The 18,043-nt window shown below is 61.3% G+C and carries 28 protein-coding genes; 19 read left to right on the top strand and 9 right to left on the bottom strand.

From position 1 onward, the window contains the following. Positions 1–2: 2 nt before the first annotated feature. The 5 genes from NKI39_RS25270 to NKI39_RS25250 all read left to right on the top strand — a co-directional run bounded on the left by NKI39_RS25270 (position 3) and on the right by NKI39_RS25250 (position 5,807). Entirely contained in the window at positions 3–299 is a 297-nt protein-coding gene (locus NKI39_RS25270) for a hypothetical protein (protein WP_352472061.1), read from the top strand. 87 nt (positions 300–386) lie between these two features. Next, on the top strand, positions 387–827 hold the full coding sequence (locus NKI39_RS25265) for a hypothetical protein (protein ID WP_352835196.1): 441 nt from the start codon (positions 387–389) through the stop codon (positions 825–827). Positions 828–1,916: 1,089 nt separating this feature from the next. Further along, positions 1,917–2,291, top strand: a complete 375-nt coding sequence (locus NKI39_RS25260) for a hypothetical protein (RefSeq protein ID WP_352835193.1) — start codon at positions 1,917–1,919, stop codon at positions 2,289–2,291. A 291-nt stretch (positions 2,292–2,582) separates the two neighbouring features. After that, positions 2,583–5,189 carry an SGNH/GDSL hydrolase family protein gene (locus NKI39_RS25255; RefSeq protein ID WP_352835191.1) on the top strand — a complete coding sequence of 869 codons (2,607 nt, stop codon included), beginning with the start codon at positions 2,583–2,585 and terminating at the stop codon, positions 5,187–5,189. Between the two features lie 33 nt (positions 5,190–5,222). Beyond that, a complete protein-coding gene (locus NKI39_RS25250; RefSeq protein ID WP_352458146.1) occupies positions 5,223–5,807 on the top strand; it encodes an acyltransferase in 585 nt (194 codons plus the stop codon). A gap of 28 nt (positions 5,808–5,835) precedes the next feature. Here NKI39_RS25250 and NKI39_RS25245 read toward each other — a convergent pair whose 3' ends face one another. From NKI39_RS25245 to NKI39_RS25225, 5 genes are all read right to left on the bottom strand, one after another. Further along, positions 5,836–6,582, bottom strand: coding sequence for a hypothetical protein (locus NKI39_RS25245; RefSeq protein WP_352835243.1), 747 nt, complete (start codon positions 6,580–6,582; stop codon positions 5,836–5,838). 268 nt (positions 6,583–6,850) lie between these two features. Continuing rightward, positions 6,851–7,024 (bottom strand): hypothetical protein, encoded by a 174-nt coding sequence (locus NKI39_RS25240; protein ID WP_352465314.1) that lies wholly within the window; start codon positions 7,022–7,024, stop codon positions 6,851–6,853. Positions 7,025–7,190: 166 nt separating this feature from the next. After that, positions 7,191–7,358 (bottom strand): hypothetical protein, encoded by a 168-nt coding sequence (locus tag NKI39_RS25235; protein ID WP_352835187.1) that lies wholly within the window; start codon positions 7,356–7,358, stop codon positions 7,191–7,193. 176 nt (positions 7,359–7,534) lie between these two features. Next, positions 7,535–7,717 (bottom strand): hypothetical protein, encoded by a 183-nt coding sequence (locus NKI39_RS25230; protein ID WP_352491000.1) that lies wholly within the window; start codon positions 7,715–7,717, stop codon positions 7,535–7,537. Positions 7,718–7,850: 133 nt separating this feature from the next. Next, positions 7,851–8,036, bottom strand: a complete 186-nt coding sequence (locus NKI39_RS25225) for a hypothetical protein (protein ID WP_352474196.1) — start codon at positions 8,034–8,036, stop codon at positions 7,851–7,853. A 152-nt stretch (positions 8,037–8,188) separates the two neighbouring features. On the opposite strand from NKI39_RS25225, the gene NKI39_RS25220 reads away from it, so the two are divergent. From NKI39_RS25220 to NKI39_RS25195, 6 genes are all read left to right on the top strand, one after another. Continuing rightward, positions 8,189–8,986 (top strand): N-acetylmuramidase family protein, encoded by a 798-nt coding sequence (locus NKI39_RS25220; RefSeq protein WP_352835184.1) that lies wholly within the window; start codon positions 8,189–8,191, stop codon positions 8,984–8,986. A 1-nt stretch (position 8,987) separates the two neighbouring features. Continuing rightward, entirely contained in the window at positions 8,988–9,200 is a 213-nt protein-coding gene (locus tag NKI39_RS25215; protein ID WP_352474200.1) for a hypothetical protein, read from the top strand. Next, entirely contained in the window at positions 9,200–9,469 is a 270-nt protein-coding gene (locus tag NKI39_RS25210; RefSeq protein ID WP_352773023.1) for a hypothetical protein, read from the top strand. Before NKI39_RS25215 ends, NKI39_RS25210 begins: the two co-directional genes overlap by 1 nt. Continuing rightward, positions 9,454–9,657, top strand: coding sequence for a hypothetical protein (locus tag NKI39_RS25205; protein ID WP_352491004.1), 204 nt, complete (start codon positions 9,454–9,456; stop codon positions 9,655–9,657). The genes NKI39_RS25210 and NKI39_RS25205 overlap by 16 nt, the downstream gene beginning before the upstream one ends. Next, complete coding sequence (locus NKI39_RS25200) at positions 9,657–9,980, top strand: hypothetical protein (protein WP_036245970.1); 324 nt, start codon at positions 9,657–9,659, stop codon at positions 9,978–9,980. The genes NKI39_RS25205 and NKI39_RS25200 overlap by 1 nt, the downstream gene beginning before the upstream one ends. A 171-nt stretch (positions 9,981–10,151) precedes the next feature. Beyond that, complete coding sequence (locus NKI39_RS25195; RefSeq protein ID WP_352835182.1) at positions 10,152–10,451, top strand: hypothetical protein; 300 nt, start codon at positions 10,152–10,154, stop codon at positions 10,449–10,451. Between the two features lie 14 nt (positions 10,452–10,465). Here the strand turns inward: NKI39_RS25195 and NKI39_RS25190 are convergent, their stop codons facing one another. Further along, positions 10,466–10,741 carry a hypothetical protein gene (locus NKI39_RS25190; protein ID WP_352474207.1) on the bottom strand — a complete coding sequence of 92 codons (276 nt, stop codon included), beginning with the start codon at positions 10,739–10,741 and terminating at the stop codon, positions 10,466–10,468. A 168-nt stretch (positions 10,742–10,909) separates the two neighbouring features. Between NKI39_RS25190 and NKI39_RS25185 the strand changes: the two genes are divergently transcribed. From NKI39_RS25185 to NKI39_RS25170, 4 genes are all read left to right on the top strand, one after another. Then, positions 10,910–11,206: a hypothetical protein gene (locus NKI39_RS25185; RefSeq protein WP_352474209.1), complete on the top strand. Its 297-nt coding sequence runs from the start codon at positions 10,910–10,912 to the stop codon at positions 11,204–11,206. A 343-nt stretch (positions 11,207–11,549) separates the two neighbouring features. Continuing rightward, positions 11,550–11,855 carry a DUF1236 domain-containing protein gene (locus tag NKI39_RS25180; protein WP_352474210.1) on the top strand — a complete coding sequence of 102 codons (306 nt, stop codon included), beginning with the start codon at positions 11,550–11,552 and terminating at the stop codon, positions 11,853–11,855. 124 nt (positions 11,856–11,979) lie between these two features. After that, positions 11,980–12,192, top strand: coding sequence for a hypothetical protein (locus tag NKI39_RS25175; protein ID WP_352452715.1), 213 nt, complete (start codon positions 11,980–11,982; stop codon positions 12,190–12,192). Between the two features lie 86 nt (positions 12,193–12,278). Beyond that, positions 12,279–12,506, top strand: coding sequence for a DUF2934 domain-containing protein (locus tag NKI39_RS25170; protein WP_352503642.1), 228 nt, complete (start codon positions 12,279–12,281; stop codon positions 12,504–12,506). Positions 12,507–12,643: 137 nt separating this feature from the next. Here the strand turns inward: NKI39_RS25170 and NKI39_RS25165 are convergent, their stop codons facing one another. Next, positions 12,644–12,958, bottom strand: coding sequence for a hypothetical protein (locus NKI39_RS25165; protein WP_352474216.1), 315 nt, complete (start codon positions 12,956–12,958; stop codon positions 12,644–12,646). 379 nt (positions 12,959–13,337) lie between these two features. On the opposite strand from NKI39_RS25165, the gene NKI39_RS25160 reads away from it, so the two are divergent. Next, positions 13,338–14,093, top strand: a complete 756-nt coding sequence (locus tag NKI39_RS25160) for a hypothetical protein (RefSeq protein WP_502898606.1) — start codon at positions 13,338–13,340, stop codon at positions 14,091–14,093. A gap of 134 nt (positions 14,094–14,227) precedes the next feature. Here NKI39_RS25160 and NKI39_RS25155 read toward each other — a convergent pair whose 3' ends face one another. Further along, positions 14,228–14,560: a hypothetical protein gene (locus NKI39_RS25155; RefSeq protein WP_352474220.1), complete on the bottom strand. Its 333-nt coding sequence runs from the start codon at positions 14,558–14,560 to the stop codon at positions 14,228–14,230. A gap of 275 nt (positions 14,561–14,835) precedes the next feature. Between NKI39_RS25155 and NKI39_RS25150 the strand changes: the two genes are divergently transcribed. The 3 genes from NKI39_RS25150 (at position 14,836) to NKI39_RS25140 (ending at position 16,962) form a co-directional block, all read left to right on the top strand. After that, on the top strand, positions 14,836–15,090 hold the full coding sequence (locus NKI39_RS25150) for a hypothetical protein (RefSeq protein ID WP_352474222.1): 255 nt from the start codon (positions 14,836–14,838) through the stop codon (positions 15,088–15,090). A gap of 202 nt (positions 15,091–15,292) precedes the next feature. Next, a complete protein-coding gene (locus NKI39_RS25145; RefSeq protein WP_352503643.1) occupies positions 15,293–16,543 on the top strand; it encodes an aconitase X in 1,251 nt (416 codons plus the stop codon). Further along, the gene (locus NKI39_RS25140) at positions 16,540–16,962 is read left to right on the top strand and encodes an aconitase X swivel domain-containing protein (RefSeq protein WP_352474226.1); all 423 of its coding nucleotides are present in this window, start codon (positions 16,540–16,542) and stop codon (positions 16,960–16,962) included. The genes NKI39_RS25145 and NKI39_RS25140 overlap by 4 nt, the downstream gene beginning before the upstream one ends. Here the strand turns inward: NKI39_RS25140 and NKI39_RS25135 are convergent. Beyond that, positions 16,959–18,041, bottom strand: a complete 1,083-nt coding sequence (locus NKI39_RS25135; protein ID WP_352541118.1) for an SIP domain-containing protein — start codon at positions 18,039–18,041, stop codon at positions 16,959–16,961. The genes NKI39_RS25140 and NKI39_RS25135 overlap by 4 nt on opposite strands. Positions 18,042–18,043: the final 2 nt, after the last annotated feature.

The raw sequence follows: 18,043 nt of genomic DNA, 5'->3' as shown, positions 1-18,043 counted from the left end.
ATATGACCGAATGGAAGTTCGAAAACCCAAAAAACACAGCCGTTATTTCGACTCGGAAGATATTTAGGGGGGGCGGCTGGATTGCGTATGTGTCACATGATGATGACGGCGATGATAATGAGTCGTGGCAATTCTACGGAAATGAAGCTGAAGTTGATCAAGATGACCTAATTTTAGTGGCCTTGGTCGAGGTGGTCGAGCTTGATGGAACTGTTGCACAGTTGGCGGATTTGCCGTTAGGCTGGCGTGCGTGGCGCGATACAAAGTCTTCGCCATGGAAGCGCGACAAAATCACCTAAACACATTCTGAATGGTAGCGGAGTTTACTCTGCTTTGACCCGGTGAAAGTAAAAAAAGGCGTTACTCCTCCGCCAACGAATCACAGTTTGATCACATCGATCCGCTTATTCCAGTTGATCCGACAAAGACTCCCGGATCGAATAGTTACACCAATGCAAGGATGGTTGCAAGAATTCGAAACAGAGAAAGTGGAACAAATAGGCGCTGTGATGACTAAATGGAAGTTTGAAGACCCCCAGAACGTAGCTGTTTTTGTAAACAGGAAAGCTATACGCAATGGTAGGTGGGTTGCTCGCGTCGTGCATGATGATGATGACGGATCATGGCAGTTTCACGCGGATGAATCCGAAGATTTCGATGAAAGCGATATTATGATCATAAGCCTGAAAAATATGGTTGAAAAAGACAAGACTATTATGCAGTTGGCTGATTTACCTTACGGCTGGTATGCTTGGCGCGAGACAAAAACCTCGCCATGGAGGCGAGGCAAAACCCTCGACGAACACCCAGAATCGGAGCGGAGTTAGTTTCGACTTCCAATTGTAACGGTTGACATGGGTGATTGCGACGCTGAGCGGCGGAGCCGACAGCGGTGCAAGAAACCGGGGCGTCACTTCGCACGGAGCGTTCTGGCAAGGACCAATCAGCCCACGGGCCGGAATATGGATGTGTCTCACGAGAAAGCGCTGGCCGACGGGGGGCAGATCACCTCTCAAACATCACGCATCGTGCGAGAGCAGATCATATTAAACACCATGGCGATGCAGGAGACTATGCTCGCTGGGCAAGAAGAAGATGGCTCAAGCAAGAAATGAAAGGGAACACAAGTGGTCGAGAGAAATTATAGCGACGTCAAACCCGACTTGACCAGCGTCACCCGCTTGCCGTCGACTGACAAAAGCACAGGCGATGAAGAGCTTGATGCTGCACGTCTGGAAGCCCTGAAAATATCTTGATTTCTATGATTGGGTTTCAGACATCAAGGGGGAATACCTTGGATACGGGGCCGACGGCATAACCTATATTTTTCTCTTCGAGATTGTTCCGGGCAGGCCGGAAGTTGACCCATGGATATGGGTAATCGTCGGCGATGTGCCCCCGACATATCTGCCGGCGGTAGACGCCAAGACTCCATACGAGGCGCTGGATGGATATATCGGCGCCATGGAAGAGTGGGTCGAAGCTGCGCGACGGGGGACTCGGTGGCAGATCTAATCCCGGTCAACGTGCCGCCTAGCCCAGCCAACGCCGAAATGTTGGATAGCCGTCTCAAATTTCTCGACGAAAGGGTGTTGCCGGAACTTCGAGAGTGATCGGCTGCCGCTTGTCGGCAAGCGCCGTCAGTTCCTTGACGAGAACGTGCTTTCGTTGCTCCCGAAGTGATGTACTGGCGTGCTCCGTGGCTCGTCGCGGATGCAAGCCCGGCACTCGGTTCGACCGGATCAGCACTGGCGCAATCACTGGTGAGTGCGCACGCCGGAAATGGCGACCAGGCACGCAACGTGCCGTCGGTCTGATTGTGGTCACGATCCTGGCTTATGGCCTGCTAACCGCCGAGCGGTCAGGTTGGCGGTGCCTCCTGGATCGCCTCCTGTTTAAGATGAAGGATTGACCTGTTGCGCACAGACACTTTTCCGACCATGGCAAGGATCGCTTTTCTGCTTACCTTGGCCGGTGTTCTCCTGCTCGCGCTTTCGCCGGTGCGCTTCCTGCAGGAGTTGGACATGGGCTTCACCTTCCAGCACGACAAGCTCAATCACGCCGCGGCGTTCGCTGTGCTGGCGGCTCTCGGAAGCCTCGGCTGGCCGGAACACAAGACGAGGCTGGTCGTGCTCCTTGCCATTACCGGCGCGGCGATCGAGCTGCTTCAGGGCGTGCAGCTGATCGCGCGCGATATGGATATCCTCGACTGGATCGCCGACTGCGCCGGCATGGCCTGCGGGCTGGCGGCCATGGGCGGCACAAGAAGGCTGATTGGCGGGCTGCTGTAGTCTCGACCGCGTTGCCGCTCTCCGTCCGGAAAATGTAAATCGCCGGCTGCGCCGGATAGCGCGGTGTCCGGCCGCGTAGCTTAAGTCTCCCACCGACAGCACCGAACCCCCTTCCAGCCTCGCTTATGCGGGGCTTTTTTTATGGAGCAAGCCCTCATGTCCCGACCTGCAACTGCCGCCGTTCGTCTCCTGACCGGTGAACGCGAACCCGTGCGCCTCGCAACCACGGCCGACATCCTCCTGCACGGCCTGCAGGCCATCGACGGCGTGCCGACCGAAATCGGCGACCGCGTGCTGGTCAAGGACCAGGCCGACCCGACGCAGAACGGCATCTACACGGCGAGCGAAGGCGACTGGTTCCGCGCCGCCGACGCCCGTTCTACGCGCACCCTGCAGAAGGGCACGACCGTTCACACCCAGGTCGGGTCGGTCAACGCCGACCGCGTGTTCGAGTTCACGGCCGACGAGCCGGCCATCGGCGCCGATGCCATCACCATCGCCGCATCCGTTCCGCCCGACATCGCCGATGTGGTCGAAGAGGTCGAAGCGCTGCGCGATGAAACCCAGGCGCTGAAGGATGCTGCCGCTGCCAGCGCCGGCCAGGCAACCGCCAGTGCTGCCGCTTCCGCCGCGAATGCCGGACAAACCACAGCCGACCGGGCTGCCACCAATTCCGATGCCGTCGCGGCCGCGGCCGCCGTCATCAGCGCTCAGGCTGCACGCGACGCTTCGCTCTACGGCAAGGGCATTTTCCCGACGACTGCGGCGGCAATCGGCTTCGGCGTCGCCGGCAACGGTGCGATCACGCCAGGCTCCGGCGGCGCCAACGGCACGTTCGACCTGGCGTTTACCGGCGGGACCGGTTCGGGCGCTGCCGGCCGCTTCGTCGTGGCGGGCGGCGCGCTGACGCAGATACTGATCACGGCGCCGGGCTCCTACACAGTGGCGCCGACGTTGAGCTTTGCGGCGTCGGCAGGGCTGGCCGGCGCCGCCGCCGCGGCGGTGCTGGGCAGGAATGTCGATGTCGGCGAGTATTTCTGGACGGAAGTTTCGACTGGTGTGCTTGGGCTGTACAATGTCACGGCCGGGCCTGTGGCGGCCGATACGGGCGTTCGCGCGGCAACGGCTGCTCTCCTTTCGAGCGTCGATAGCCTTGCAATGATCGAAGGCCTTAGCGTTCCGACCGCCAGGCTAACTGAGGCGGCCGGATCAGTCAGCCCATCTGTATATCGATCCTACTCTTTTGTGTCGGGCGACACGATCGAGCACATTGCCATTGCCAAAGCTGGAGAGCGAAGCATTCTGCAGCTTATTCACGCGGGGGCTGGTGCGGCCTATACAGCCAACTTCAATCTTGAGGAGGGTATCGTCTCAAGCAGTTCTGGCGCGAACCTCGTCAGCGCTGCCATCACGGATATTGGCTCCGGCTGGTACGAGTGCAAGGCTGTCGTCCTGGCTGCGGCAAATATTACGAACAATGTGCAGGCACGCATGTCGGCTGCTGGCGTTTTTCCGTTCACCGGCGATGGAACCAGCGGTATGTACATTCGCAGTATCGTGCTGCGCAAGCAGGGCCTGCCGGCTAACCTGTTCCCGAGCAGCGACCCCGCCAACGCCGCCTTCACGAAGCAGAACGTGACGGTTACCACCACGGTCAGCCCTTATGAACCGGTGCTGATCTCCCTGCCTCCGCTTGTCGATGGCCTCGACGTGACCGTCAGAGGCCGAATGACGGCGTCGAAGCTTGTCGAAATGGTCGGCTCTGGCAATCCTTCCGTTTATCAGGGCAGGTCCGTGGTCAATGGCGACAATATCGTCTGGAAAGTCACCGCCAAAAAGGCCGAACGCAATCGTCTCAATCTCTACTCCAACAACGCCGTCATCTTCGACTGCACCTTCAATCTCGACACCGGGACTGCGACCGGCACGGGCGCGAGCATCGTCGCTCTTGGCAACGGCTGGTACGAATGCACGGTCACGAAGACGGCAACGGCCACGGCCGCGACGAACTGGCAACAGCGTATTTTCCCGTCTGCTGGCGGTCACCCGTATGTCGGCGATGGTGTGTCTGGATTCTATGTCCAAAGGTCGGCTCTAAGCATCAATGGTGGGCCGAATGTCTTCTCGTCTTCGGAAAACCTCTCCAACTCGGCCTGGACCAAAAGCGCCGGCGTGACGGCAGTCGCCAATGGCGCTCTGTATCTTGGCCTACTGTCGGATCCGGCCAACATCGGCGGCGATCCATATGACGACGGCTCGGCCGCCCTGGTTGGTAAGAAATTGACGCTGATCGGCTCTAGTATTTCGGCCGGAGCCTACTACGTTCCCGTCCTCGCCGGTCTGACCGGTATGGTCCCTACCAATCTAGCCGTCAGTGGCTCGGCCTTGGGGCTGAGCACCACCGCCTATCCGAGCTACGGAATGTCCAATGCGATCACCAACATTCCGGTCGACGCGGACTTGGTAATCCTGGAGCCGGGCCCGAACGCCTTTGGCGCGCAGGAGACGCCCCTGGGCGCTCTCGGCGACACGACCTACGCCACTCACTATGGTTCGCTGTGGGCGGCGTGCGCCGCCATCCGAGCGCGTGCGCCGAACGCCAAGATCATCATGATTGGCACCTACAGCGGCGGCCCTGGACACGCGACGCACCGGATAGGTCGGGTGAATGGCCAGGGCAACACCATGGACCAGTTCTTCAACGCCGAGCGCGAAGTGGCGAAGCTGCTGTCCATACCGTTAATCGACGTAGGTGGTGAGAGTGGCATCGGCTACCTGACCTCGTTGCTTTACATGGGCGATGAGCTCCATCCGAATGCTGCGGGCAGTCTGCGTCACGGAACTTTCGACGCTGAGGAACTCCGTTGTCTGTCGCGCCGGGGCTTCTTCGGAGCCTAGACTGGAATGGTCCTGTGTGGCAGATGTTCGCGAATGCGCGTCTTCTCCACCGTTCTCACTCTTCGCCGCCGCTTTTGGTCGTGGATCGCCACGGGCGCCGCTAGGGAGAATGCCGTCATCGGGCCGCGCACGAAGTTCGGCGCCGGGGCAGAGATCTTTAATATCCACGGCGACCGGTCTCGCGTCTCAATCGGCGCGGACAGCCATTTGGATGGGCATTTGCAGGTCTTTGCCCACGAGGGTCGGATCAAGATTGATGATTGGTTCTATCTTGGCCCAAGCTCGACGATTTGGTCGTCAGACCCGGTGGGGATCAAGATCGGAAAGCGGGTACACGTCTCATGGGGTGTGGCGATCCACGACACCAACTCGCATCCTATGGACCCGAAGAAGCGCTTCGCGCAGATGCAAGCCATCTTCAAGCGGGGCCATCCTAGAGTCGACCCTGGCATCCGCTCCGCTCCGATCGTGATTGGAGACGATGTCTGGATTGGGAACAGTGCCATGATCATGAAGGGTGTCACGATCGGCGATCGGGCGATTATCTCCGCCGGTTCCATAGTGCGAACCGACGTCCCTGCTGACGCCCTGGTGCGGCCTGACCGGGTCGTGAAATGATGCCTTTGGGTTAATGCTCATCACACGGTTAGCTCACTGTCACGAAGGGCATGTGCTTGATCCGCTCCCATTGCTCCTTCGCCGTGGTTCCTGACCAGCCGTTGCGAAGTGCACTCTCGCGGTACGCCTCCACAGGCTCTAGTCCGGGCAAGGCCACAGTCTGCGGCAAGAAGAACAGGTTGCCGCCAGCCGCCGAGACAGCGACGAGTTTGTAGCCGTGACTATTGCAGAGCTGCGTCAGAGCGGTGATCGAGGCGCCGTGATACCAACCGCTTTCGTGCTTTGCGGCCCTATCGAACGACGGATCGTATGGCACGGTGACGGGGTTGAGCCCGAAGCTGGCATTGTACTCCGCGACAATGATGGCCGGGCGCACTGGCAGCAAGGCTTGCAGAAACCAGTAGTCGTTTCCATCGACATCGACGGAAAGCACTCCAAGTTGCGGAAAATGCGTGGCGAGACTTTCGATGTTGTTGAGATCAATGAAGCTCTGGCGCACTTCAATCCGCTTTGGAAGCAGCGAGCGCGCCAACCGCACGGTCGTTGCGTCGCCGTCGACGAGCAGACCCCTGAATTCACTAAGCCCAATGCAGTTGTACTCCGTCGGATGGAAACCAAATTCCAAGAACGTTTTCGGGCTTTGGCCAACAATCTGCGACAGGATTACACTTTCGTCTGATTGCGGAGACCCGGCAAGGCGAGCCTTTGCGAGGTGAAAATAATATCGGAGGGGGCTTGAGCGAAGGAAAGCATGCATGCGCGATTGGACATTCATCAATGGATGACTCCTGATCGCCCGCCCGCGGACAATTATTTGCGACAAGCGGCGGCGGTTTGCAAGCTTGCAAACGCGCGTGTCCGCCAGTCTGGAGGCCATTTGAAAATCGCCGAAAAGTTCGTCAGAAGAATTGCTCTGCGAGGCCGCTCGGGATGCTGTGCGCACCAACAATGGCACAGCAGGCCGACCAGAAATCCTACAGCTGGGCGGTATTTCGGAATTGCCAGGGTTCATCGCCGACGCGGACCCGCCGCCGGCGGAGCCGCTACCGTCTGCTGTCCTGCGGTTTCTGATGCAGGTCCTGGCTTTTCGACCACCAGACAAAATACAGCGAGCCCATCTTCATCACAGGCACGCGGCGGTCGCGTTCCCTGGCCCGCAACTCACGATAGGTCTTCATCTTCAGAGTGCCGCCAGGCAACCTGATACGCACTGCCATCGGTCCAACTCCCGTTGTGCAACGCAGCAATTTTCGTGCAATGCGGTAAGTAGAGACCTTCCGTTACGGGAGAGTCAACAGCAGGATCATCAACTTATTTTGCAAGCTGGCCGGCGGAGGTCGGGGCGGGCTTCCCAGGCGCATGGCAGCCGAAAAAATTCATGCGTCACCCTGGCGACTGATCGTCAACCAGGCGCTGGCGGTTCGACCACCAGGTGAAATAGATCCGGCCGATCTTGACGACGGGTATGCGGCGGGCGCGTTCGCGTTCGCGCAATTCGCGGTACACCTTCACCTTCAGCGTGCCGCCCGGCATTCTGATACGCACTGCCATCGCTTCCGCCGCCCCAAATTGTGCAATGCAGCATCAGAGACCTTCCGCTGCGGAAGAGTCAATGCCTGCCCGCTGACTATTTCTGGGACTAGTCGAGCGGCTTTGAGGTTTTGGCGCGCACGGCGGTTCCTGATCACCGAGGCGGCATGCCCAGTCGGGATCGTCGGGTGCGCGGGCTATTTCCTGGGCGAGGATTTTCTGGGCGAGGATGGGCGATCGGACACGCCGCTCGGCCACCAGATGACGAAGTAATTGCCGACCTGCCAAACCGGCACCTCGCGGTTCTGCTCGCGGCGCCGCAGCTCGCTCCTTTTCTTGATCTTCAAGGTGCCGCCCGGAAGCCTGATTCTTATCGTCACGTGTCCTCCCGCTAAAGCTACGAACGATAGACGGGAACAGTTTCATCCCGGCTAGGCAATTTCATCCAGGCCAAGCAATTTCGGGGCCGAAAACGCAGCGCGCCTGACCGCAGCGATATCGCCGGAACCGGCTTCATTTGAAGAAATCCGCAATGCCGTTGATGGCCAGCACCGCATAGACGATCGGTCCGGCGATAAACGCACAATAGAGACAGAGGATCGCCGCCAGCACCGCGAGCAACGGCTTGTCGCGAGCGACGGCGCGGAGCTCGGACTTCACCGACCAGCGTGCCGCAGCGGTTTGTTCATCATCAGACATGTGCACCATCCCGCGGCCATTTCACACGGCGGGTCGAAAACATCAACCTTCCTTGCCACATCGGCGCGGGCTGCCGCCAAATTCTGCTTTGCCGCCGCGCATCTGCTTTTTCAACCTCAAAACCTTGCCCGCGAGGGCGGAAAGGACTGCCCATGGACATGACGTTCAGGGGCGCCGCCAGGCGCCTCGATGATATAGACTTGCCGAAACTCGGTGCCCGGATCGGCGTCGGCGAGGACGAGATGCACGCGTTCCTCGATGTCGAGACCAGCGGGCACGGCTTCGACGCCGTTGGCCGGCCGGTCATCCTGTTCGAACCGCACGTCTTCTACCGCAACCTGTCGGGTGCCAAGCGGGCACAAGCGGTAGCCGCCGGCCTCGCTTATCCGAAGTGGGGCGCAAAGCCCTATCCCAGGGATAGCTACCCACGGCTCAGGGCAGCTTGTGCGATCGACGAAACCGCGGCGCTCAAATCCGCTTCGTGGGGCTTGGGCAAGGTCCTCGGCGAGAATTTCAAGGCGGCAGGCTTCCTTACCGTGCAGGCGATGGCCGAGGCGATGATGGCGGACGAGGCGCTGCAGCTCGGCGCGGCGATCGATTTCATCGTCGAGAAGCGGCTCGACGACAATCTGCGCAATCATGACTGGTCGGGATTCGCCAAGGGCTACAACGGCGCCGGCTATCGCAAGAACGCCTACGATACCAGGCTTGCCGAGGCCTATCGCAAATGGTCGCGCATCAAGGACACGCCCTGGCCGTCTGCCGGTCCGGTGTCATCGGCGGTCACCCCTGCAGTCCCGCCAGAGCCCGCCAAGCCAATTGCCGTTCCACAAGCGACCGCTACGCCCTCTGGGCCTCCCGTGGCTGTCGCCAGGCCCGGCTTCTGGGCAGCGCTGATCGCCGCCATCCTCAAATTATCAGCCATCCTCAAGCTATTCGGAAGGAAATGACATGTGGACCCGGATCAAGAGCTTTTTCCGCGACAGCGAGACAATATTCTGGGCGCGGCTTCAGGCGGCCATCGGCGTCATCGCGACTATCGTCACCTATGTCGACCCGCAGGTTCTTTCGCCGGTCGTTCCGGGGGAATGGTTCCCCTGGTTTCTTGTGATCAACGGCGTTTTGACCGAGTTCCTGCGCCGCCGCCGCGCGGAGGACTTGTGATGGCAGCGCTTCTCAGCATTCTCAGCGCCATCATCGGCAACAGGGTCGTCATGACGGCATTCGCTGCTGTGGCGGGCGGCATCGGCCTTTACGTTGCCGGCGGCATCAACCGGGCGAGGAAGGAGGCGGTCAAACAGGCAGAGGCAAAAGTCGCGGCCGCCGAGGATCGTCTGGAAATGAGGCGCGAGGCCGCCGCCGAAGAGCGCAAGGCCGCCGGCATGGCCGATGCGGCAGCAAGGGCGGAGGCTGAGAAATGGGCAAGGCGCTGATCCTCTGCGTGGTGCTCGCCGGCTGCACGACAACCGCGCCGGCCGGCAATCCGCGCCAGGTCTGGTGCGACCACAACCAGCCGCGCCGGCCATCCTCCCCGGTCGTTGCCGCCATGAGCCGGCCCGAGCTCGACGAGATGAACGCCTTCAACGGGCAGGGCGCCAGATGGTGCGGGTGGACGCCATGATGCACGAATTGCTCGACGTCCTGGGCATCAAGGCGCCGGTGTTGGTCGCCGGCCTGTCCGGCGGCATTTTGCGGGCCTTGTCGCGCCATCGCTACAAGGTCCGCGAAATGGTGGCCTCGCCGATCTGCGGCGCGCTGGCGGCGGCCTATCTGACGCTGCCGGTCGTGCATTATTTCCGCGCCGCCGGCCTGCCCATTCCTTCTCCGGACGACGACACCACGACGCTGGCCGCGGCGTTCCTCATCGGCGTCTCGGCGATGTGGATCTCGGACATCGTCTTCGAGGTTATCGTGCGCCGGTTCGGGCCGGTGAAGGAGGAATAAGCCGCCCAAGCCCGCCGAAATAGTGACGTTCAGTTGGAGCCCGCCGCGCCGAAAGGTGCGGCGGGCTTTTTGCATTTTTGCTCGCATTCTGTACGATCTTTCTTTCGCGACAGGGCGGCTCGATCCGGCGCTGCCCGACCAAGATGCGCGTTAGGCATGGGAGATGGTGTCATGCTTGCCAAGGTCCAGACACAAGCGGCAGTCCTGACAGCCGGGGCGCTTCTGTTTGCCGCAACGGCCGACGCGCGGCCGGACAGCCGCGCGATGACATGCGAACAGACGCAGCGTCTGATCCAGAGGCATCGCTCTGTCGTGCTCACCACCGGCCAGAACACCTACGACCGTTACGTCCGCCAATTCGGCAATGAATGCGACTGGCCGCAGGTGCCGCGCGCCGCGTATATCAAGACGCGTGACGGTCAATGTCTGGTCTATCGCTGCCAGGAGCCGCTCTTCGACCTCCCGAATTGAAAGCAGGCGGCGGCTCATTCCTCGTCGAAAGGGCCACCTTCGCGTGCGAGATCGCGCGAAATGACACGTTCATCCGTATCGTCCGGCAAGGCCTCGTCGCTGTCCTGGTAAGCGTTATCGTCGTCCTCCTCCGGCAGTTCGCCGCTCTTCTCGACGTCATAGCGAATATCGCCGTTTTGCGGCACGCCGTCAGGGAGGATTCTCCCGCTCCGGATGGCATCCCAGTCCTGCTGCTGGATCGTCGGGCTCTCCGTCTCGTCGTCGGTTCGTTCTTTGCTGCGCGGTTCCATCGCCGGTTCTCCATAATGTCAGCGGCCCTGAATTGGCTCAGTGGTTGAACTCATAAGTCTGGCAGCCGGTTCCGGGCCGCTGCGGTCCGCGCGCATTGCCGCACGACGGAACCAATCGCGCCGGCCCGCCTTCACATTCAGAAGATACTGGCGCGAAAGGAGCTCGACATGAGACCGCTCATTTTCTTGCCGTACATGTTAGGTGCGCTGCTGCTGGCGGTGCCGGCGGCCGCGCAGCCGGGCGAACAGGCGCAATCCGACCGCTGCAAAGTCGAGCCGCCGGACCAGAACAGCCAACAGCAGAAGCCGGCCGGCAACAATTTGTCCGATACGCTCGAGCCATGCGGTGGGGTCCTGAAGCCGCCGCCAACGGGCGATCAGGGCATGGCGGCGCCACCGCCGGATGAGGGCAAGACCCCGGTGATCAAGCCCGGCGAGGTGCCGCCACAGCCGCCAAAGCAGTAGCAGCGACGAGCGGCAACTTCGCGCCGCTCGCGCCGGCAGGTTTGTTGCACTCGCTGAGGAACATTAGCTTGTCCTAAATGTTATTTCAGACGCAGTAGATATCACCCCCCTCCGGTATCGCTGCTGATCGGGAAACCGATCGGCCCGCGTCTTGCGACGCGGGCCACCGCAAGCTCATTCGCAGTCCATTCGCCGCATCGCGCGGGCACTTCACCGCTGTTCGATTAGCCGCCACTTACGGAACAACAAGGTGGCGTGGGCGTTTGCCTAGAGGGTTCGCCGCTTCGACCGGAATGCCGCGTCGCAATTGTAAGGGCGAGGCCCGTAACAACAGGAGTAGACGATGAAAATCCACCTTGTTCCTGCTGCGGCGGGATTGGCGTTGCTTGCCGGCGTCGGCGTGGCCACCGCGGACCAGGTGATTGTCACGCCCAAACAGCAGACGGTCATCCGCGAATACGTCCACAAGCACCCGCTGGCGTCGATCAGTCTTCTGGGGGTGGAGCTCAATATCGGTTCCACGTTGCCCGATACGGTTGAGCTGCAACCGATCGATGTTCCAGACGTGCGGTACAGATACGTCGTCGTCGGCAATCGCACCGTGCTCGTCGACCCAGACACCCGCAAGATCGTGCAGGTCATCGAGTGATCGGCGTTGCCAAACCGCGAACCGGATTTGGAAGGTCATGGCCTAAATTATCAAATGAGAGCTCCATCCCGAGGGATCGGGATGGAGCCGCTGTCGTCTCGAAACAAGGAAAGGAGCCACTCCCATGCTGCCGCATGTCGAGCCGGTCAACGTGGCCGCAGCCGTCGACAAACTGCTTGCTGAACGAGGCGATGGCCTGCTGTCGATGAAGGCGGCGATAGCACTGTTGCGCGAACGCACCGGAACCGAGCGCTCGGACGCGGACCTTGAAGGGCTGATCATCAAGAAGGCGGCGCTCCTCGGGGTCGCCGTCCTGTGTGACAGAGAGGTTCAATGACGGTGTCGCCTGCCGCTCAAGACGCCGGTCGAAATTTCAGCTAGAACAAGGTTGCTTACGCATCAACCGAGCCGACGGAGGCAACAATGACGGACAGGCAGGAACGGATTCGCCAGCGAGCACACGCGATCTGGGAACAGGCAGGCAGGCCCGACGGGGCGCATCAGCAGCATTGGGATCAGGCTACCGCCGAAATCGACGCAGAAACCGCCGCGCCGGAGACCGCCAGCCGACCGAAGCCGAAAGCACGCCAGCCTAGGCCGGCCGCCAGCAAGGACGGAAGCAAATCCAAGGCGCGACCACGTAAAGCGTGAACGCAAGCGGATTTGATTCCAACGCTGGATCTCGCGGGTGGTCGGCCCATACATCGTTCCATGATCGGCAGCAAAACCAGTCCTGACCGGTCCTGCTGCCGCAAGCCCGCGATGGCAAGCCCGATTGGCGCGGCTAACTACTTACCGCAATTGTTGTCGTTGACAGTCGGTGAAACCGTCCCGGCAGGCTTGTTGGATGCATCGGGTTGAGCTCCTTGCGGGGTTGCAGGGCAGTTTTCATCCGCATTGGAGTTCATGGTACCCGTCGTGCCCATCGTGCTGCGGGTCGTGCCAGGGTCAATACCGTTCGGCTTGGGCTGGACGACGATGCTCTTCTCGCTGCCAGGCGCATTGTTGTCCGACCCGGCGTTCTGGGCCATCGCCGCGGTCGCCAGACCGGCTGCAAGTATGGAAGCTGTCACGATTTTCGTAAGCATGTTGATCTCCATCATTGGGTTATCATCATGTGGCGACTACAGAAAAAACAACCCGGGTGATGGAAAGGTTCCGGCAAAAATGACGCAGCACAGTGAAGCAAACCCGCGCAGCGCGGATCTTCTCGGCCCCCCTTGTTCTATTACCGTAGGTAGGTTTGATGTTGTGGTTTGCTGATTAGGAATTCGCCTTCTTTGGCCGCCGACCGTCGCAACGTTCGTCTATTGCGGCGCCATCAGCTGAGTCTCGCATCGCTTCAATTGGTAGAGACCATCCCAAGTAAAACTTTCGGAAAATTTCACTACAAATTTCACGCGGCTGTTATTTGAAAATATACCATGAGGCCAGCGAGCTGATCGGCAACGAAACCGATCATCTTCTTGCAAATTAGTAGGTATGCAACCGGCGACGTCGCGGGCTGTTCAGCGCAACTACAGCAAGGAGAGTGTTATGACCACCTTAATCAAAACAATCACCGATGCGGTGGCAGGCAGCGCAGTTATTTTCATGCTCTCGATGCCCGTGAATGCCGCGGACGGAATTGCCGTTGGTGTTGGAACATCCATCGGCGGCAACGGCGGCATCAAAGCCGGCCTCGGCGCGACGGTTGGCGGTCGCGGCGGCATCAACGCCGGTGCCGGCGCGACGGTTGGCGGCAGCGGCGGCATCAAGGCAGGCCTCGGTGCGTCGTTGGGCGGCAGTAGCGGCATCAACGCCGGTGCCGGCGCGACGGTTGGCGGTTCCAGCGGAATCGCGGCGGGCGCCGGCGCATCGGTCGGGGGCAGAAGCGGCATCAACGCCGGTGCCGGCGCGACGATCGGCGGTTCCGGTGGCATTGCTGCCGGCGCGGGGGTAGGTATCGGCAGCGGCGTTAGGGCTGGCACGGGGGTCGGGATCGGCAGCGGCATCAATGTCGGCGCCGGTGTCGGGATCGGTGGTGGCACCAATCCGAGCAATCCGTCCAACCCGGGCAGTCCGTCCAATCCCAGCAACCCCAGCAACCCCAGCAATCCCAGCTTGCCCCAGGTCGTTGCCGACATGTCGGGCGACAAGTTGGCCAGGATGAAGAAGCGCTGCGTTGACGTGCTCAGCAGCGAAGGCACTTACGACAGCGATCTGCGCCAATTGTGCCTGCTGATCGCCCGCCGCTAAGGCGAATACATCGGATGAATGTCGGACCGGGCCGAGAGGCCTTCGTCCACCAAAGCTCCAGCAGTCCAAAGCCCGCCATTGCGGCGGGCTTTTTTCCGAGCACGTGGCGGCAGCATGGCGGGGCTCACACGCGCTCAGTGTGTTTGACGGCCAGGATCCGGCGAAGCGGACGCTTCGTCTTCCAGGGAGTCCCAACCCGCGGCGGGGCTGCTTTGCATCAGCTGAGGGCACGCAAACTCCGCCAGATCGGTTTCCGCGAAGCCGTCGAACTCGATAGCCGCCCCGTAGAGCTGGGCTGCTTGCATGACGAGCCATTCGATGTCCTCGCGCGCAACATTCTCGGCGAGGTTCTGCAGTCGCGCGGCTTCGGCGACAGCAGTCAGATTGATGGCAATCCCGGACCGCAATACAGCCCGAACTCGGGAACTGACGTCCTCGTGCAGGCGAACCGAAAATCCGTAGCGCATGGAAAACCTTCCCTTCAGGAGCGGTTTGTCCCTCATGTTCCACGATGCGCCCAGGATTCGCGATTGGCAAGCGAAATTCCTTAAAAACTCATTTCATGTCAAATAGTTAGCGTATTTTGTTGATTGCCTATCTGACGCTTGATCCGCTTCATCTGACTTCTGCATGACTCGCTGATCCGAAGGCCTTGACGCATTCTGCTCACGTACCTAACTCTACAGAAAATTAGGAACACACTAACTCAGCTGCATTTAGGCTGGTGTGACAGGAGGCCGAGATGTCCGAACTGGAACGCCCGGAACGATTGCAGATCATGCTGACCGTCGATGAACTGGCGGCGTTGGAGAACTGGCGCTTCGACAAGCACATGCCGAGCCGGTCGGCCGCGGTACGTGAGCTTTTGAGGCGAGGTCTCACAGCCGATGGTTTCCTGACGGCGGCGCATGGGACCAAGTCGCGCGATTTCGGCATTCTGCCGCATTCTGCAGATGGTGACCGCAGCGCGGCCGACGGACCGTCCCAGAAGGAATAGCGCCGAAGGAATAGCGCCGTTTCCGCCGCGGATCGCCCGCTCTGCGACCGTGCTTCGCGTCTCTCTCTTGCTTCGCGATGAGCTGTGAACGTCTGGTCTGCTGACGGCTGCGAAGTAGAAGAGATCCAAAGCTCTGTCTTGCCAGACGCTCCGTAATCAGGGAGTGCTTGATCGGCATAGTGCGGGCTCGGGAATATTGCCGATGACGCTGGAATTGACGGCGGGCGACCAGTCGATGCTGCATGGCGAGCAAGGCTCGGCAGCGGCTGCCGCCATGACGATCCTGGTTGCCTTTTCGAAGGCGGTCGGCGCGCGCAAGTTGCTGGACATTGCCGGTGCCCATATCGACGGCTGCCTCTATCACGGCCAGGCCAGCCTCGATTTCGTCGAAAGGCTGATCGAGGGCGGCGGCCGCGTTCGGGTGCCGACGACGCTGAATGTCGGTTCGTTCGACCTCATCCATCCCGGATTGGTGAAGATGCCGGTGTCGCAAGAAACGCCGGCGCGACGCCTGATGAAGGCGCATCTGGAACTCGGCTGCCAGGCGACCTTCACCTGCGCACCCTATCAGACCCGGTTCCGGCCAAGGTTCGGCGAGCAGATCGCCTGGGGTGAATCCAACGCCATCGTCTTTGCCAATTCGGTGATCGGCGCGCGGACCAACCGCTATGGCGATTTTATCGATTTGTGCTGCGCAATGACCGGGCGCGCGCCGGCATGGGGGCTGCATCTGAGTGAAAATCGACGAGGCCAGGTCCTGTTCGAGCTGACTGACGCTGCTTTCGAGCCAAGCGACGCTCTGTTTGTCGGCGTCGGGCTGATCATCGGGCAAAGGGCTGGCGACCGCATCCCTGTCATATCGGGCCTGCCGCAGCCGCGCGACGAGGACCAATTGAAGGCGCTGGGGGCGGCGGCAGCAACGACGGGTGCCGTGGCGCTGTTTCATGCCGTCGGCATCACGCCGGAGGCGGAGACGCCGGATGAGGCGTTGCACGGCCTGGCGCCGGAGGAAAAAATCCGGATCTCTCGCGCTGACATCCACCATGCGCTGGCCAGGCTGTCGAGCGTTCCCGACGGCGTGCAGCTCGCAGCCGTGTCGTTAGGCACGCCGCATTTCTCCCATGAAGAGTGGATGCGCCTGTTGCCGCTGCTGCGCGAAGTCGGTCCAGGCAAAGGTGTCCCGATCTATGTCAACACAGGGCGCGCGACGCTGACGCGGCTGCAGGACGAAGGCGCACTGGCCGGCATGGAAGCCTTCGGCCTTGTCCCGGTCACCGACACCTGCACCTATGTCACGTCGATCCTCGAGCGTCTCGATGGCGTGGTGATGACCAATTCGGGCAAATGGGCGCATTACGCACCTGGCAATATCGGTGTCTCGGTGGCCTTCGGTGACATGGAAGACTGCGTCCGCTCGGCTGCGGCCGGCCGCGTCGTGCGAGGCGCGCCATGAAGACGCCGGCCAGAACCGGTACATTCCACCTTTCCGGCTCGGCACAAGGCCCAGCGCTGGTGCTTTCGCAGGCGCTCAGCTTCTGGGGCGGGATCGACGTCGAAACGGGCGACATCATCGACCATTCGCATCCGGACCTGGGCGGCAATATCGCCCGCAAGATCCTGGTGATGCCGAGCGGGCGAGGGTCGTCGTCCTCGTCTTCGGTTCTGGCCGAAGCGATCCGCAGAGGCACGGCGCCGGCCGGCATTATCCTGGAGCGGCCGGACCCGATCCTTGCCGTCGGCGCCATCGTTGCCGAATTCCTCTACGAAATCAGCATGCCGCTGGTTGTCTGCGACGTGTCAGGCATTGTCTCCGGCGACCGGATCGCAATCGGTCTGGGCGAAGATGCGCAAGCGATGGTGAGCAAGCTCTAGCCGGCCATCAGTCCCGCCGCGCCCCGCCGCCAGTAGGCTGCCGCCAGTGTTTCGTTGCGACCGAGCGCCAGCGTGCCGCGCCAGTGTTCGCGCACCGTCGTGGCGGCTGCCGCTTCGGCCGCAAACCAGCCGAATGCCGAACCGGTCGGCCATGCGACTGACCGGATGGCGCGCGCCAGCCTGTCGTCGAGCCCGGCTGGCACCCCATTTCTCGGCAGCCAGTGCACCTCTATTCCGGTTGCGTTGTCGACGACCTGCCGTTCGCCATCGTCGGCGATCTCTATGAAGGCCACGCCTTTGGTCTCGGCGGGCAGAGTCTCCAGCATGCGAGCCAGCGCCGGCAGGCCGGTTTCGTCGGCGCCCATGAGATACCAGGACGCCGGTCGCACCCGACGGCCGACCGGCCCCATCATGCCGATCTTCATGCCGGGCGCCGCCTGCATGGCCCAGCGGGCGCCGACGCTGTCGCCGGGGTGGATGAGGAAGTCGACCTCGATGATGCCCATTTCGACGTCGAGGGCCCGGATGGTGTAGACGCGCGCTGCCGGGCGCCTGTCGTCCGAGGGCCATGCCGGGAGGCCATTGCTGCCGAGCACGGGCCAGAGCGGATCGGGGACGTCCCTGGTCGGAAACAGCATGCGGATATGCATGCCGCCGAATTTCGCAAAACGAGAGAGATCCTCGCCGGCGAAGCGGATGCGGCGCATATGCCGCGTCAGGTCGCCGACCTGGGTGACGACCATCTCACGGAACTGCGCGAGGCGGGTTTCTTCGGCGAGATCGCCGGTCCAGACGATCTCGGGACTTTCTTCCTTGGCATATACCTCTACGGCGGTGGCCAGCAGGTCCTTGATGCGGGCCAGCCCATCGCGGTCGGCGGCGTTGGCCCGCATCACCAGCCGCTCCATGTCAAGGGACGCGTCGCCGAAGGCGAAGCGGAAGTCGAGCCGCTGCCCCTCCCGCGAGGCATCGGCATCGAAGCTCTGCAGCCTGTCGCTGATGCGGTCGATGTAATGCGGCAGGTTGCGCAGGTTCAAGCGCGCTTCGCAGGCCAGTCCGCTCACTGAAGCTTCCCTCATTC

Origin of the sequence: Mesorhizobium sp. M0664, from assembly GCF_040320565.1 — a bacterium.
GTDB lineage: Bacteria > Pseudomonadota > Alphaproteobacteria > Rhizobiales > Rhizobiaceae > Mesorhizobium.
This window is presented reverse-complemented; position numbering and strand designations above follow the sequence as displayed.